The 14,463-nt window shown below is 66.6% G+C and carries 18 protein-coding genes and 1 pseudogene; 16 read left to right on the plus strand and 3 right to left on the minus strand.

The window, feature by feature from the left end:
• Nucleotides 1-149 precede the first annotated feature (149 nt).
• Nucleotides 150-326, plus strand: a pseudogene (locus FBQ73_RS17745) (DUF736 domain-containing protein); the annotation flags it as partial.
• A 73-nt stretch (nucleotides 327-399) separates the two neighbouring features.
• Here the strand turns inward: FBQ73_RS17745 and FBQ73_RS17750 are convergent.
• The 3 genes from FBQ73_RS17750 to FBQ73_RS17760 form a co-directional block, all read right to left on the minus strand.
• Nucleotides 400-774 carry a DUF5615 family PIN-like protein gene (locus FBQ73_RS17750; RefSeq protein ID WP_138400836.1) on the minus strand — a complete coding sequence of 125 codons (375 nt, stop codon included), beginning with the start codon at nucleotides 772-774 and terminating at the stop codon, nucleotides 400-402.
• A complete protein-coding gene (locus tag FBQ73_RS17755; protein ID WP_138400837.1) occupies nucleotides 771-1,412 on the minus strand; it encodes a DUF433 domain-containing protein in 642 nt (213 codons plus the stop codon). Before FBQ73_RS17755 ends, FBQ73_RS17750 begins: the two co-directional genes overlap by 4 nt.
• A gap of 91 nt (nucleotides 1,413-1,503) precedes the next feature.
• Nucleotides 1,504-1,722: a helix-turn-helix domain-containing protein gene (locus tag FBQ73_RS17760; RefSeq protein WP_138400838.1), complete on the minus strand. Its 219-nt coding sequence runs from the start codon at nucleotides 1,720-1,722 to the stop codon at nucleotides 1,504-1,506.
• Nucleotides 1,723-2,010: 288 nt separating this feature from the next.
• On the opposite strand from FBQ73_RS17760, the gene FBQ73_RS17765 reads away from it, so the two are divergent.
• From FBQ73_RS17765 to FBQ73_RS17830, 15 genes are all read left to right on the plus strand, one after another.
• A complete protein-coding gene (locus FBQ73_RS17765; RefSeq protein WP_138400839.1) occupies nucleotides 2,011-2,286 on the plus strand; it encodes a DNA -binding domain-containing protein in 276 nt (91 codons plus the stop codon).
• Between the two features lie 106 nt (nucleotides 2,287-2,392).
• Nucleotides 2,393-2,608: a transcriptional regulator domain-containing protein gene (locus tag FBQ73_RS23540; RefSeq protein ID WP_392567240.1), complete on the plus strand. Its 216-nt coding sequence runs from the start codon at nucleotides 2,393-2,395 to the stop codon at nucleotides 2,606-2,608.
• A gap of 232 nt (nucleotides 2,609-2,840) precedes the next feature.
• A complete protein-coding gene (locus FBQ73_RS23285; protein ID WP_246089781.1) occupies nucleotides 2,841-3,167 on the plus strand; it encodes a DUF2285 domain-containing protein in 327 nt (108 codons plus the stop codon).
• Nucleotides 3,168-3,308: 141 nt separating this feature from the next.
• The gene (locus tag FBQ73_RS17775; protein WP_138400840.1) at nucleotides 3,309-3,590 is read left to right on the plus strand and encodes a helix-turn-helix transcriptional regulator; all 282 of its coding nucleotides are present in this window, start codon (nucleotides 3,309-3,311) and stop codon (nucleotides 3,588-3,590) included.
• Between the two features lie 18 nt (nucleotides 3,591-3,608).
• Nucleotides 3,609-4,769, plus strand: coding sequence for a replication initiator protein A (locus tag FBQ73_RS17780; protein WP_138400841.1), 1,161 nt, complete (start codon nucleotides 3,609-3,611; stop codon nucleotides 4,767-4,769).
• A complete protein-coding gene (gene parA, locus FBQ73_RS17785) occupies nucleotides 4,766-5,419 on the plus strand; it encodes a ParA family partition ATPase (protein WP_138400842.1) in 654 nt (217 codons plus the stop codon). Before FBQ73_RS17780 ends, parA begins: the two co-directional genes overlap by 4 nt.
• On the plus strand, nucleotides 5,416-5,661 hold the full coding sequence (locus FBQ73_RS17790; RefSeq protein WP_138400843.1) for a hypothetical protein: 246 nt from the start codon (nucleotides 5,416-5,418) through the stop codon (nucleotides 5,659-5,661). Before parA ends, FBQ73_RS17790 begins: the two co-directional genes overlap by 4 nt.
• Nucleotides 5,658-6,179 carry a DUF2840 domain-containing protein gene (locus FBQ73_RS17795; protein WP_138400844.1) on the plus strand — a complete coding sequence of 174 codons (522 nt, stop codon included), beginning with the start codon at nucleotides 5,658-5,660 and terminating at the stop codon, nucleotides 6,177-6,179. Before FBQ73_RS17790 ends, FBQ73_RS17795 begins: the two co-directional genes overlap by 4 nt.
• The gene (locus FBQ73_RS17800; protein WP_138400845.1) at nucleotides 6,176-6,721 is read left to right on the plus strand and encodes a S26 family signal peptidase; all 546 of its coding nucleotides are present in this window, start codon (nucleotides 6,176-6,178) and stop codon (nucleotides 6,719-6,721) included. The genes FBQ73_RS17795 and FBQ73_RS17800 overlap by 4 nt, the downstream gene beginning before the upstream one ends.
• Nucleotides 6,722-6,766: 45 nt before the next feature.
• A complete protein-coding gene (locus FBQ73_RS17805; RefSeq protein ID WP_138400846.1) occupies nucleotides 6,767-7,102 on the plus strand; it encodes a DUF736 domain-containing protein in 336 nt (111 codons plus the stop codon).
• Nucleotides 7,103-7,106: 4 nt separating this feature from the next.
• Nucleotides 7,107-7,868 (plus strand): lytic transglycosylase domain-containing protein, encoded by a 762-nt coding sequence (locus tag FBQ73_RS17810; protein WP_138400847.1) that lies wholly within the window; start codon nucleotides 7,107-7,109, stop codon nucleotides 7,866-7,868.
• A 382-nt stretch (nucleotides 7,869-8,250) separates the two neighbouring features.
• Nucleotides 8,251-10,014, plus strand: a complete 1,764-nt coding sequence (locus FBQ73_RS17815; RefSeq protein ID WP_138400848.1) for a relaxase/mobilization nuclease domain-containing protein — start codon at nucleotides 8,251-8,253, stop codon at nucleotides 10,012-10,014.
• 27 nt (nucleotides 10,015-10,041) lie between these two features.
• A complete protein-coding gene (locus FBQ73_RS17820; RefSeq protein ID WP_138400849.1) occupies nucleotides 10,042-12,030 on the plus strand; it encodes a conjugal transfer protein TraG in 1,989 nt (662 codons plus the stop codon).
• A 10-nt stretch (nucleotides 12,031-12,040) separates the two neighbouring features.
• On the plus strand, nucleotides 12,041-12,484 hold the full coding sequence (locus FBQ73_RS17825; protein ID WP_138400850.1) for a ribbon-helix-helix protein, CopG family: 444 nt from the start codon (nucleotides 12,041-12,043) through the stop codon (nucleotides 12,482-12,484).
• 679 nt (nucleotides 12,485-13,163) lie between these two features.
• A complete protein-coding gene (locus tag FBQ73_RS17830; protein ID WP_138400851.1) occupies nucleotides 13,164-14,459 on the plus strand; it encodes an AAA family ATPase in 1,296 nt (431 codons plus the stop codon).
• Nucleotides 14,460-14,463: the final 4 nt, after the last annotated feature.

The raw sequence follows: 14,463 nt of genomic DNA on the forward strand, positions 1-14,463 counted from the left end.
TCCGCTTCCCGCGGGGCGCCCACCTTCCAGCCCGCAATTATGCGGAGCAGAACCCCCGCCGAAACCGGCGGCAACACAGACCTTACAGGCCGGCGCTCTGCATAATCCCGCTCTCCGCATAATCGATCTTATGTGGAGCTCCACATAATGCCGAGATCGGGGCGGCCTGGGCCAAGCGCTCCAACGAGGGCCGGGACTATCTGGGCCTCAAGCTCGACGACCCGAGCTTCAACGCCCCCATCTACGCCAACCTCTTCGAGGACGAGGATGCCGAGGGCTACAGCCTCATCTGGTCCCGCCCCAACGGCCGGCGCAGCGCGGACTGAGGCCCCGCGACAAGCCCCGCCCGGACGGTCCGGGCGGGGCTTCCACCACCCGACACCATGTCATCTGGGGCTGTCAGCCCGGAAGCGCATATCGTCTGAGGATCACCGCGCCGGCCTCCTCAACGATCTCAATGGCCTCGTTTATCAAGACCTGCTCGGCCGGGAGCGCTTCCAGCAGTGCATCGAACAGCTCGCGCTGGCGGGCCGGCACCACCTGAGGGACGATGATGACCAGCCCCGCATGAAGCTCCTGCTTCGCATAGAGCTTGCGGAAGTCGCGGGCATTGTTGGTCACGAAGGTAAAATCCTCGGCGACGATCCGAGGCATGAGATTCCAGTCGCTCTCGCCACCAAGGCCGAGCCAGGTCACATGCATGGCGTCATGCCCTCGCGCCTGCGCAACGGCCGCGAGGGACGTGTGCAGGCACTCGTCGATCAGAAACTTCATGCAGCCGTGCCGGAACGGCTCGACCTGGGATCGCCCTTGAGCGTCAAACGCTGCGTGGACTTCAGCCGCAATCCCTGCTCGTCCAGCGTCTTCGGCCGCCCGCGCGCCGGGTGGGCGGCAACCCAGATCGCCGCCAGCTCCAGCATGCGCGGAGCCAGCGCCGGATAGCCTTCCAGGATCTCCTCGGCACTCGCCCCCTGCGCCAGCATGGCGGCGACCATGCGCACGGGAATGCGCGTGCCCCTGAAGACCGGCTCGCCACCGAGAATCCCCTTGTCCCGATGAATGGCGGCTTCCGCCTCATCGAGCGTCCGGATCTGCGCGTCGAGCTGCTTGCGCGCAGCTCCCACATCGACGATCAGCAATTCGTCGGCCCTCACCGTCTTGGCGTTCGGCATGGCCGCGATCGCCTCGAACAGCTTCTCGCGCCGCTCCGCGCTCAAGGCCGATCCGACGCCGTGCCAGAGCTTGAGGCGCAGCAGTCCCTCCTGGGTCAGCGCGCGTCGGGCCGCGCCGCTCGGCCGAAGATCTGGCTTCGTCTCGACGATCTTCTTGTCGATGGCATTGTGGACCGCCTTCACCGCCATGCCGCTCACGGCAGCGGCCTCAGTCGGGGTGTAGATGCGGTCGGCAGCCATAATTATTCTCCTGATAGAGAATAATATAGGAGTGTTCGCCTGGACGGTAGAGGCTGCCGCCTCAATCCCCCTCGCTGGGGGGAGTTGCCTGTCAGGCCTCGTCGTCCGGCTTGACCAGCTCGACGTGGCTGACATCGAGCGCCTGCGCCAATTCGTAGAGCGTGATGACGGTCGGATTCCGCCTGCCACGCTCGAGGCCGCTGAGATATTGCTGACTGAAGCCAGAGCGCGCCTCGACCTCCTCCTGGGTCAGGCCTTTCTCCCGACGCAGGCGGGCGAAGTTCCGTCCGACCAGTTTGCGCATGTCCATGCGCAGACGGATGACAATTTACATACTTTAGGTTTATCAACTTTAATATGTAATCTCGCCATTGAAAGAGGATCAGCGTATGATCCATGGGCAGTGATCGAGCGGGAATAAGCCAAGCGTGTCCCGCCATCAATCAGGGAATGGGGACCCTGGTTACATGACAAGACGAACGACCGCGGTTTCATGCCAGGGGTGCCGCATTCGCCGGCTCCTCAACGACCAGATCGAGACGGTGGGTGTTGGGTCCCAACCTGCACCGGAGCTCAATAGAGCCTTTGGACCAAAGGGATGAGCGACACGACCCTCCTCGACGAGCCACCGGAGAGCTCGACGCTCACCGATTACGACCGCACACACATGAAGCTCTATCTGCGCCTCCTGGACGCCGCGACAGACGGGGCGGACTGGCGCGAGGTGGTCTCGGTGTTGTTCGGCCTCGACCCGGATCGTGAGCCCGAGCGGGCCCGCCGCGTCCATGACAGCCATCTGGCCCGCGCCCGTTGGATGACCACGGACGGCTACCGCCTGCTCGTCCGCGAGGGCCATCGCGACCCACCCTCGTGATGCGCTGAGGGCAACACCTGTTGCACAATCCGGGGCTTCCGCATGGTCGCACACGCGAGAATTGTATTCGGCTGAGTCTGCCCCAGACTGACGGTCGGAGAATGCAATGTCCCTGGACACGTCCCGCTGGCGATCACAGTCCACCTACGACTATGTCGACACGCTGACCGCCCCCGACATCGGATGGGAATGGCTGAGGCGCAACGAAGACTACCAGAGCAGCTACGCCGCGTTCAGTCAGGCCGAACATCCTGCTCCAACGCTGACGGAAGGTGCAGCGCGAAAGTGGGGACTGCGATTTCCCGGTCGATCCCGCGCATAGGGCAACCGACGCGGACATCTTCTGGCTTCCAGAGGAAGATACCAGCAGCGTCATCCTCACCTTCGCGCCGCCAGCCTTCGGTTCCTCCAGCGACGTGCTCTCGCTGCTGACCGGCTCGGATCTTGTCCGCGCCGATGACGGGCTTCACCATCTGCGCGACCTGGCCAACGGCCAGCGCCTCCACCTCGTCCTTCCGCCCGACGCCGCGCCGGGTCGGCCGCTTGCGGCCGTCGTGCCGCTCGGCCCCGACGGCTTCGATCGCCTCGAAGCCGTTGGCCGGCTCCTCGCCGCCCTGCATGGTCGCGAGGTGCCTCCTGACACCCGCCTGACGCCGCAGCAACTGGCGCGCGCCCGCCGCATGCTGCAGGCCGCCGATGGCCACCATAATGGTGCGACCCAGAAGGAGATCGCCGAGGTCATCCTCGACACCGGCCGGCTCACCCGCGACGAATGGCAGGCCTCTTCGGCGCGCCACGCCGTCATGGGCTTGCTGCGCGGTGCCCGCGCCATGATCGCCGGCGGCTATCGCAAGCTGCTTCGTCATCGTCGGCGATCCTAGACCAGCTGGGCGCCGTCCCCGGTGTGGGAATTCAGGTCCCCCCAAAATCCCACTGCAACTCGCCAGTCGCGCTTCGCCATCGTGACCGTCACCGACCGCCCTCCCCCAGCGGTCTGAGCGACCCTCACGGAGACCCGATCCATGCGACCCGATCTCGCCATTCTTCCTCCGCGCTACCTGCGCACCAAGGAAGCCGCGGAATTCCTCTCCCTCTCCGCCCGCACTCTGGAGAAGCACCGGACCTATGGAACCGGCCCCGCCTACCGCAAGCTGGGCGGGCGCGTCGTCTATGCGGTGGACGATCTGAAGGCCTGGGCCGAGCGCGGCGCCGTCACCTCCACCTCCGATCCCCGCGGCACCGTCCTGCCTGCCAAGCGCCACGCCCCTGCCCCGCCGGCTTCTGCCGGCCGCTACGCCCGCTGATCCAGAGGCGGCTTCCCGATGCCGGCGCACCACCGACCCTCCCCGGAGCGTGAGCAGCTCGACCTGTTCCACGCGCGTCCCGGCGACTTCGCGCCCCGCGATGCGCAGGATCTCATGGCCTATCCCTTCTTCTCCCTGGCCAAGTCGCACCGCATCGCGCCCATCGACTTCTCAGCCGGTGATGTCGCCATCCGGGTCGAGGCCGTGCCCGACCACGGCATGGCCACCATCTGGGATGCCGACATCCTGATCTGGGCGGCGAGCCAGATCGTCGAGGCCCGCGACGCCGGCCTGCGCACCTCGCGCCTGATGGCGGCGACCCCCTACGAGATCCTCACCTTCATCCGGCGTGGCGTGTCCCTGCGGGACTACCAGCGCCTCAAGGCGGCGCTCGACCGCCTCCAGTCCACGACGGTGGTCACGTCCATCCGCCAGCTGGCCGAGGGACGGCGCCACCGCTTCTCCTGGATCAACGAATGGCAGGAGCGCACCGACGGCGCCGGCCGGCCCATGGGCATCGAGCTGATCGTCCCCGACTGGTTCTATCGCGCCGTGCTCGACGATGCGCTCGTTCTGACCATCGACCGGGCCTATTTCGATCTGACGGGCGGCCTCGACCGCTGGCTCTATCGGCTGGTGCGCAAGCACGGCGGGTGGCAGCGCGACGGCTGGCGCTTCGAACTGCGCCACCTTCACCAGAAGTCCGGCAGCCTCTCGCCCTTCAAGCGCTTCGCCTTTGAGCTTCGCGACGTCATCCGCCGCCAGCCGCTGCCGGGCTACCTGCTGTTTCTCGAAGTGGAGATCGGCGGCCGTCTGCTGCTCGCCTTCGAGCCATCAGCGCCCTGTGGACAGGCTGTGGATCGCATCGTGCTATCGGGAACCCCGGATATCGTGCCATCGGGAACCGCACAATCGTGCTATCGGGAACCAAAATCGGCCTTAAGTCCCGAGAGGAAAAATCGAAATCGCGCCCTTAACTTAGAGTCTAACGTAGACTCTAACTTTAAGACGCGCGCACGCGATGTGGATAACATCGCTACGAAGCCGGAAAGCGCCGCTCGATCTCTGACTATCAAAGATAGACGCGATACGGATTTCCGTAAAGACGGCTTTACGACTCGCGATACTTGCGGCCCTGCGCAACTGCCCCTCGACCCTGGTCGGGGAGGCCAGCGATGATCATCGCGCTGGCCAACCAAAAAGGCGGTGTCGGCAAGACCACGCTGGCCCTGCACCTCGCCGGCACGTGGGCGCGCCAGGGCAAGCGCGTCACCCTGATCGATGCCGATCCCCAGGGCTGGGCCCTCGACTGGTCGCAGCAGCGCGCCCGTGAGGGGCTGTCGCGCCTCTTCGGCGTCGTGGGCCTTGCGCGCGACACGCTGCACCGGGAGGCCCCTGAAATCGCCCGCGATGCCGACCATGTCGTCATCGACGGACCACCCCGCATCGCCGGCCTCATGCGCTCCGCGTTGCTGGCGGCCGACCTGGTGCTGCTGCCGGTTCAGCCGTCTCCCCTCGACGGCTGGGCCTCGGCCGAGATGCTCGCCCTGCTGCGGGAAGCACGCATCTACCGGCCGCAGCTCGCCGCGCGGTTCATCCTGAACCGGTGCGCCACCCGCACCGTCATCGCCCGCGAGACCGCCGAGACCCTGGCCGATCACGAGCCGCCGGTGCTCGCGACGACCGTTGGCCAGCGTGTCGTCTTTGCCGATGCCGCGCAGACCGGCCGGCTCGCCTTCGAGATCGACGAGGCAAGCCCGGCCGCGCGCGAGATCGTGGCGCTGGCGGCCGAGATCGACCGCCTGCGCATCGGGAGGATCGCCGCATGAGCAGGCGCGATTTCGTCGCCCGGCCGAACGACGCCGAGCGCTGGATCAAGGCCGCCGATACGCCATCGGCGCGCGATGATGTCGCCAATGCCTATAGCGCCAGGCTCACCATCGACGTCACGCCCGAGCTGCGCGGGCGCATCAAGGTCGCCGCCTTCCGGCGCGGCGTCACCGTCGCCGACATGCTGCGCGACCTCCTCGCACGCGAATTCCCGCCCCCCACCGAAGGAGATGCTCCATGACCAGCACCGGCGCTTCCCGCGGGCGTGGTGGCCGCCTGTCAAATGACGCCCCTGCGCCAGCAAGCACGTTTGTCGAGCTCACCTGGCTCGAGCGACGGATCGAGACCTGGATCCGCTTCGGCCACCACACCTCGGAAAAGATCATCGACCGTCACCGGCGCGTCCTCGGATTTCCTGCCGGGTCGGTCTTCGGGTTCGTGCGCTGGGCTGCGAACGATTTCGGCACCATCCTCTCGCGCATCGACATCGTGCGCGCGGTCGGCGCCGACGCGCCGTGCCAGACCGTGCCTTTCGTCCGGCCCGGCGGCGACATCCTGCTCAAGATCGACGGGTGGCCGAAGGTCGAGCGCGTCCTGCAAGGGATCGACGCCATCGAGGCGCGCCACATCGATCCGGCCGACGTCTCCCCCGATCATTGGCGCCATGTCCACAACCGGCTGATCGCCGGGCAGGAGCCGCGCACCTATTCCATCGCGCAGCACCACGCGTTCCTGCTGCGCCGGAGGGCCGAGCCATGACGCGCTTCGGCTATGTGATGGCGACATATGTCGCGACCATGGGCGTCACGCTCGCCGCATTCGTTCCGACGCCGCTGACGCTGGTCTGGAATGCCTCCGCCAGCGCACCGGTGGGCCTCTATACCATCTCCCCCGCAGATCGGCTGGAGGTCACCGACCTCGTCGCCGTCGCGGCGCCGGACCGGCTCGCGCGCTTCCTCGCCGCCCGCGGCTATCTGGCGGAGGGGGTGCCGCTGATGAAACGCGTTGCCGCGCTGCCAGGACAGCGCGTCTGCCGGCTGCGTGGCGAGATCACCGTCGACGGCATCGCCATGGGACGGGCCCTGGACCGCGACCGCCTCGGCCGCGACCTGCAGACCTGGAGCGGCTGCCACATCGTCGCCGGGAGCGAACTTTTCCTGATGAACTGGCAATCCGCCGACAGCCTCGACGGGCGGTATTTCGGGCCGCTTCCGGCGCGCGCGGTCATCGGCAAGGCCATGCCGCTCTACACCGACGAAGACGGCGACGGCCGTTTCGTCTGGCGCGCGCCGACCCGGTGACGCCCCGCGCCCAATCCCTTCCCACCCACCTCGAAGGAGCACCCGATGTCCCTCATCGGTCAGTTCAGCCGCACCCGGAACGGCTATGCCGGACACATCCGCACCCTCTCCATCGACGCGGAGATCGTCCTCGTGCCGGCCGAGCAGTCCGACGCCGAGCATGCGCCGGACTACCGCGTTCATCTCCTGGACGATGACGGGCCGGAGATCGGCGCCGGCTGGAAGCGCATCGGGGAGAAGGCCGGCGACTACGTCTCCCTGGTGATCGACGATCCGGTCTTTCTCCAGCCCATCCGTGCCCATCTGTTCCAGTCCCTCATCGACCGAACCGCATGGGGCCTGCACTGGACCCGTCCGTCAAAGCGCGGCGAGCGGGACTGAACCCATGACTGTCCCGCACCGGCGGCCCCTCGCCGAGCGGTCCTCCGCCGCCCGCAGCCTGAGCCTCCTTTTCCTTTCCGGCCTGCTCGCCACCACGACCGCACCGGTCGGCTTGCGCGCGCAGAACGCGCCCGTCGGTCGGCTTGAGGTGAGCGATTCCTTTGACGCTCCGATTGCCGAGGCCGCACAGCGCTTCGGCATTCCGGCGGCCTGGATCCGGGCCGTGATGCACGCGGAAAGCGCCGTGGATGCGACCGCCGTCTCCCCGAGAGGCGCGATGGGCCTGATGCAGATCATGCCCGAGACCTGGGCGGAGCTGCGTCGGCGCCACCGACTTGGCGATGATCCTTTTGATCCGCGCGACAACATCCTCGCCGGCGCCGCCAATCTGCGCGAACTCAACGACCGCTACGGCGCTCCGGGCCTGCTCGCGGCCTACCATGCGGGGCCGGCGCGCTACGAGGCGTATCTCGCCGGCCGCCAGTTGCCGGCCGAGACCCGCGCCTATGTCGCCATGCTCGCGCCGGCCTTCGGCGGCGGTGAGCTACCGGCGCCGATGGCCACACCTGCCGCCGATCCGCAATCCTGGCGCGGCGCGCCGCTGTTCGTCTCGCAGCAGGAGAGCACGCCTGCCACCGATGCGCCGACGACCACCAGGCCGGCTGGTGGCGAGTTGAACACGCGAATGCAAGACGCTGCGTCTGCGTTCACGCCGCAGCCTAAGGGCCTTTTCATTGCGCTCTCGCCCGCGGGAGGACGGCCGTGATCGCGCACGCTCATGTCGTTGCCACCCGTTGCCCCCGCACGCGCCTCACCGCAGAAGTTCCTCCTGCAGGAATGCGCCACGGATGCTACCCGGCGCAATCCGACTTGCCGAACAGCAGCAGGAGTGCCCCGATGGTCGCGCTCGTACCCTTGCGGCCTGACGCGCTGTCCTGGATAGGAAGGGCGGGATGGCAAGAGCAGTGGAAACACGACCGATTAGGAGGGCGAGATAAAAGCGCATGCCCGGATCGCGTCAAGCCACTGACGTGGCTCGCGCTTTTCCGTGCATGGTGGTCGATCGCGGGCATGCTGCCCGGTTTTCATGAGGGACTACAAGCCCCTCGTATGCACGCGCCTTTCTTGGCACCACCGAGGGGTCTGCCATGAGCGAGGGCGACAGCGACATCCGCATCCGGCCCGGCCGCATCCGCTCGACCCGCGCGCCGCGCCCGAAGAGCTTCATCAATCAGGTGCTGCGCGCCGCGCAGAAGGCTGGCCACACATCCAGCGCCTCACCGGGCGGGGCGGGCCGCTCCCGCTACGGCCGCTCGACCTTCGGCCGGGGCCGCGGCAGCTTCGGGCGATCGCGCCTGTTCAGCCCCGCACGCCGGGTCGTGGTCAAGGCTCGCGTGGTGCGCCACAAGGGCCGATCCTTCCGTTCGGCGCCGCTGTCGGCTCATCTCGCCTATCTCAAGCGCGAGGGGGTGAGCCCGGACGGCGAGAAGGGCGTGATGTTCGACGCCGCCTCCGACCGCGCCGATGACCTCGCCTTCGCCGGGCGGTGCGAGGACGACCGGCACCATTTCCGCTTCATCGTCTCGCCGGAGGATGCCGGCGAGATGGCCGACCTCAAGGCCTTCACCCGCGATCTCGTCCGCCAGATGGCGGCCGATCTCGGCAGCCGCCTCGACTGGGTCGCAGTGGACCATTGGAACACCGACAATCCCCACGTCCATCTGCTGCTGCGCGGGGTGGACGAGACCGGCGCCGACCTCGTCATCTCGCGCGACTATATCAGCCGCGGCCTGCGCTCCCGGGCGGAGGACCTCATCTCCCTCGAGCTCGGCCCCAAGCCAGAGCACGAGATCCGGCACGCGCTCGAGAAGGAGATCACCGCCGAACGCTGGACTCGGCTCGACCGCGAGATCCGGCTCGCGGCAGACGATGTTGGCTACCTCGACCTCAGGCCACAGGCTCCCGGGTCGGCCGATCCCGAGATCCGGCGGCTGATGATCGGCCGGCTGCAGCATCTGGAGAAGATGGGACTCGCCGCTCCGGCAGGCCCCGGCGAGTGGATGGTGGGGCTCGAGGCCGAGCGGCACCTGCGCGACCTCGGCCTGCGTGGCGACATCATAAAGACGATGCACAAGGCCTTCACCGAGCGGGGCGAGGAGCGCGGCGTCGCCGACTATGTGGTCGACGGCCCGGACGCATCCTCCCCCATCATCGGCCGGCTCGTAGACAAGGGCCTCCACAACGAGCTGACTGGCGAGGCCTATGCCGTAATCGACGGACTGGATGGTCGCGCCCACCATGTCCGCTTCCGTGGTATCGAGGCTTTCGCACACGCTCCGCCCCCTGGCGGCATCGTCGAGGTCCGCCGCTTCGGCGGCGCCGACGATGCCCATCCGACCCTGGTGCTCGCCACCCGGTCTGACTTCGATCTCACCCGCCAGGTCGCAGCGCGAGGGGCCACGTGGCTCGACCACCGTCTCGTTGAGCGTGAACCCATGGCGATAGCCATGGGCGGCTTTGGCCGCGAGGCGCGCAAGGCGATGGAGTCCCGCGCCGAGCACCTAGTGGGGGAAGGCCTCGCGCGACGGCAAGGGCAGCGCATCATCCTCCAGCGCGATCTCCTGGCCACCTTGCGCCGGCGCGAGCTCGACGCCGTGGGTGCGCAGCTCTCAGGCGAGACGGGGCTGCCGCACCTCAAGGCCGCGGCCGGCGAGCACGTCTCCGGCATCTACCGCCAGCGCCTGACCTTGGCCTCGGGCCGCTACGCCATGATCGATGATGGCCTCGGCTTCCAGCTCGTCCCCTGGTCGCGGGAGATCGAGAAGAGGCTCGGCCAGCATGTCACCGGCACCACGAAGGACGGCGGCGGCATCGAATGGAGCCTCGGCCGCAAGCGCGACCTTGGCCTTTAGGCAACTGCGAACTCGAAGGGAGGACTCATGTCCGCCACCAAGATCCTGTGGGGCCAGATCATCGTCGTCTTCCTGATCGTGCTCGCCACGACCTGGGGCGCGACGCAATATGTGGCCTGGCAGCTCGGCTTCCAGGCCCAGCTCGGGCCACCCTGGTTCCATCTCGCCGGCGTGCCGGTCTACTTCCCGCCGGCCTTCTTCGCCTGGTGGTTCTCCTATGACGCCTATGCCCCCGGTATCTTCGGCAGGGGTGCCCTCATCGCCGCGTCCGGCGGCTTCATCGCCATCGCCGCCGCCATCGCCATGTCGGTGTGGCGGGCGCGCGAGGCCAAGGCCGTCGCCACCTATGGCTCGGCGCGCTGGGCCGAGCCGCACGAGGTGAAGGCAGCCGGCCTCATCGGTCCCGATGGCGTGGTGCTCGGCCGGCTCGGCCGGGACTATCTGCGCCATGATGGCCCCGAGCACGTGCTGTGCTTTGCGCCCACCCGATCGGGCAAGGGCGTGGGCCTCGTCGTGCCCACGCTCCTGACCTGGCCTGGGAGCTGCATCGTCCACGACATCAAGGGCGAGAACTGGCAGCTTACCGCCGGCTTCCGGGCCCGGCACGGCCGCGTCCTGCTGTTCGATCCCACCAATCCCACCTCCTCGGCCTACAATCCCCTGCTGGAGATCCGCCAGGGCGAATGGGAAGTGCGGGACGTGCAGAACGTCGCCGACGTGCTGGTCGACCCGGAAGGCTCCCTGGACAAGAGGAACCACTGGGAGAAGACGAGCCACTCGCTCCTGGTCGGAACGATCCTGCATGTGCTCTACGCCGAAGAGGACAAAACCCTTGCCGGGGTGGCGGGCTTCCTCTCCGACCCACGCAGGCCGATCGAGACCGCGCTCCGGGCCATGATGACCACGCCGCATCTCGGCGCGGCGGGGCCACATCCCGTCGTGGCCTCGACCGCGCGAGAGTTGCTCAACAAGAGCGACAATGAACGCTCCGGCGTGCTCAGCACGGCCATGAGCTTCCTCGGCCTCTACCGCGACCCCGTGGTCGCCGAGGTCACCCGACGCTGCGACTGGCGCATCGCCGACCTCATCGCCGACGAACGGCCGGTCTCGCTCTATCTGGTCGTCCCGCCCAGCGACATCAGCCGGACCAAGCCCCTCATCCGGCTCGTCCTGAACCAGATCGGCCGGCGCCTGACGGAGGACCTTCAGGCCAGGGACCGCCGCCACCGCGTCCTGATGATGCTCGACGAGTTCCCCGCTTTGGGGCGGCTGGACTTCTTCGAGTCGGCCCTCGCCTTCATGGCTGGCTACGGCATCAAGAGCTTCCTCATCGCCCAGTCCCTCAACCAGATCGAGAAGGCCTATGGGGCCAACAATTCCATCCTCGACAACTGCCATGTCCGCGTGTCGTTTGCAGCCAATGACGAGAGGACGGCGAAGCGCATCTCCGATGCCCTCGGCACCGCCACGGAGATGCGGGCCATGCGCAACTATGCCGGCCATCGGCTGAGCCCCTGGCTCGGACACCTGATGGTCTCCCGGCAGGAGACGGCGCGCCCGCTGCTCACGCCTGGCGAGATCATGCAGCTCCCACCGTCCGACGAGATCGTCATGGTGGCCGCGGCACCGCCGGTCCGGGCGAAGAAGGCGCGCTACTTCGAGGACAGGCGCTTTACCGAGCGCGTGCTTCCGCCGCCCGATCCTGCCAGGGTCCCACGCACCTCCCGTGCCGACAGCTGGTCGGCGCTGGCGCCCATCAGGCCCGATACCGCCCTCGCGGCAGAGATCGAGAAGGCCGAGGACAAGGCCAACAGCGGCCTGCGCCGGGAGCCCGAGCTGCCGGAACACGTTGCCATCGCCAGCGAAGCCACCGTGTCGCGGCCAGCGGACGAATTCGCCATCATCCTCGATGACGAGCCGGACGACACGGCCCAGCAGGCCCGCGTGTTGCGCCAGCAGATGCGCGGCGTCGCCCGGCAGGCCGCGCTCGACCCCCAGGACGGCATCGAACTCTAGGAGGCATCCCGTGCGTGATCGCTTGAACCTGACCCTGCCGGCGGAGATGATCGGCCGCATCAATGAGCTTGCCGACCGCAAGAGACTCCCCCGCTCGGCCATCGTCGAGGCGGCGGTGGCCTCCTTCCTATCGCCCGACGCGGCAGACCAGCGCGAGGCGGCTTTCACCCGCCGTCTCGATCGCCTGTCACGGCAGGTCCAGCGCATCGAGCGCGACGTGCGCGTCACCGCCGATGCGCTCTCACTCTACATCCGCTTCTGGCTGACCATCACCCCGCCGCTGCCGCCCGACGCCCAGGCGACCGCACAGATCAAGGGGCGGGAGCGCTATGAGGGCTTCATCGAGACCCTCGGCAAACGGCTGCAGAAGGGCCAGAGCTTCCTGCATGAGATCCCAAATGACGTATCAGGACAACCTGTGGCGGAAGAGCCCAACTCCGCTGCTACAGGGTAGCCAGATCCGGCAGCAGCGCTTTACCGCATCCAGCGATGTACCTTCACCGTCGGCAGAGCACGAAGAGCGAAGGACAGTCGGTCGTGACCCTTAGGCGACGTTCGGAACGTCCGGTTTTTGGCATTTTGCCGGCTTGGCTTGATCGGCGAGGATGGGCCGGGAGAGGAATGGCAGTTTTGGGGCGCGGGGCTGAAGGCTGAAGCGCAGGGGTTTAAGCTCGATGAGCTGCGTGTGCAGCGCTTCGTGCTGGGCACCCACGACAACGAAGAGGGCCGTTTTGCGAAGCCGGATCCCCAGACAGCTCGTACGATACGTTCAAGGCTCATTCGCCTTCGAATCGTGCCCAAGCTGGACAGGCTCGCGGAAGCGGCATGGCCTCGCTGGCCGGTGCGTGTGCCCCTTGGCGAATGGTGCGACTTGACGCGGACGGGTCCTCGTCCTCTCATCCATCTGATGGGTGATCGACCATATGTAAGGTGGCAACTACAATCGGCCTAACCTGCCTCGGATGACGAAGTGGAAACTTGGTACGCGCCCCCGCAAAGCGAGCGTAGTTGCGGTTCCTCAGTGCCCGCCGCATGCCCCGCGCTGCAGGCGACCAACTGCAGCGGATTGGCGTTTTTGAAGTTCACGTTGCACAGGAAACCTTAATTGCTGTTTCAGCCGGAGCTCGTCACCCGTGTATGCTAAGTCCATTGCGATCTACGGCTTCAAGTGCTTCGGCAAGGCCGAAGTGGAATTCCGCTATCCCGGTCGCGCCGACGAACCGGAGATTGAGCATGCGAACATCAACCTGATCCTTGGCGACAATGGCGGTGGCAAGTCATCTGTTCTACGAGCAGTTGCTATCGCGGCCCTGGCCCCAGCTCTGATCAACGGGGGGTTCGTGCCCTATCGCCTTGTCCGGCGCGATTCCCAAGGTGGAATCCCCGGAGACAGTCTCCTCAAGCTTCTCGGCGTCCTTGATGACACGGAGCAGCCCGCGCCCGAGCCCGAGGGAACAGCCAAGAGGTCAAAGCGGCGAAAGTCAAAGGCGGCTGGGCTTCGCGAATTTCTCGCGCGTCTGAAGGCTAATCCGCGCAGTCAGAACGATCACCTGACGCTGCAATCGACCCCGGAGAATCCGATCTCGGATCTCATCTACGACGATTTCTCGCCCGCGTTCTTCGTGGTCGGCTATGGCGCGACGCGCCGGGTCGAAAGCGGCAACTTCAGTCCGTCGAGCGAGGATAGGCGCCGCGGTCGGCGTTATCAGCGCGTTGCCAGCCTCTTCGAGGATCATGTCGCACTTCGACCGCTGCAATCGTGGTTTCCGCAATTGCCGGACAGTCGTAAGACCGAGGTGCTCGATCTGCTGGCAACGGCACTCCCCGAAAACATCAACTTTTCCGGGGCGACGGAAGGTGAGGACTATGTTTTCTCATTTGATGGCGTGCCGACGCCTTTTCCGGCGCTCTCTGACGGCTACAAGGCCTTCGTCGGCTGGATCGGCGATCTGGTCGGCCACATGGTCTCAGTAGGTGAGGGCCGGATGCTCTCAGACCTGACGGGCATAGTGCTGGTTGACGAGATTGACCTGCACCTGCATCCGTCCTGGCAACGCGACGTGGTGGCGCGACTGTCCAGAGCGTTTCCGCGATTTCAGTTCATATTCACTTCCCACAGTCCGCTGATTGCCGCCTCTGTGCAGTCGACGAATGTCGTCGTCACCGGGACCGATTCTGTCGGGCTTCCAACCCTCGAACGAATGACGGAGAGCCTCTACGGCCGCAGCATCGAGGCGGTGCTCATGAGTCCATATTTCGGACTGGAAAGCGCACGTCCCTTCACGGCTCGAGCGTCTACCGATGCATTGTCGGCCAAGATTGTTGCAACGCCCGGCGGGGATGTCGATGCGGCGGAAGCCTTCTTGAGGCAACTGGCAGATCCGATGGAACGGATTCGGAGCGCGGCTGCAAAAATCAGGGAAAACTGACGGC

This window comes from Xanthobacter autotrophicus (assembly GCF_005871085.1).
In the GTDB taxonomy this organism is placed as follows: Bacteria; Pseudomonadota; Alphaproteobacteria; order Rhizobiales; family Xanthobacteraceae; genus Xanthobacter; species Xanthobacter autotrophicus.